Annotated in this window: 1 protein-coding gene; it reads right to left on the reverse strand. The window is 54.2% G+C overall.

The window, feature by feature from the left end:
- A partial coding sequence (locus tag ACTHS3_RS16690; protein WP_440368600.1) for an ABC transporter ATP-binding protein occupies positions 1-542 on the reverse strand: 542 nt, incomplete at both ends.

Below are 542 nucleotides of genomic sequence, written 5' to 3' on the forward strand. Positions count from 1 at the left end.
TGTCCGAAATAATCTGACCGTCGCGGATTTCGATGACGCGGTTCGCATTTGCCGCAATGCCCGGATCGTGGGTGACCATAATCACGGTATGCCCGTCTTCGTGCAACTTATGGATGATTTCCATCACATTTTTACCGCTGGCAGTATCCAATGCGCCGGTCGGTTCGTCGGCAAAGATGATTTCGCCGCCGTTCATCAACGCGCGGGCAATCGAAACGCGCTGTTGCTGACCGCCGGAAAGCTCGCTGGGTTTGTTGCCTTCTTTATTTTGCAAACCCAAATCGCCCAATAATTTTTCCGCACGTTCCGCGCGCTCTTTGCTGTCCATGCCCATATACACGGCAGGCAGGGCGACGTTGTCCCGGGCGGTCAGCGAGCTTAACAGGTTGTAACGCTGGAAAATAAAGCCGAAACGCTCACGGCGTAAAGCCGCCAGCTCATCCGGCTGCATTTGCGATGTTTCGATGCCGTCGATTTGATAAGAGCCGGAAGTGGCGGTATCCAGACAGCCCAAGATATTCATCAGCGTCGATTTGCCCGAG

This window comes from Neisseria sp. P0009.S007, assembly GCF_051962515.1.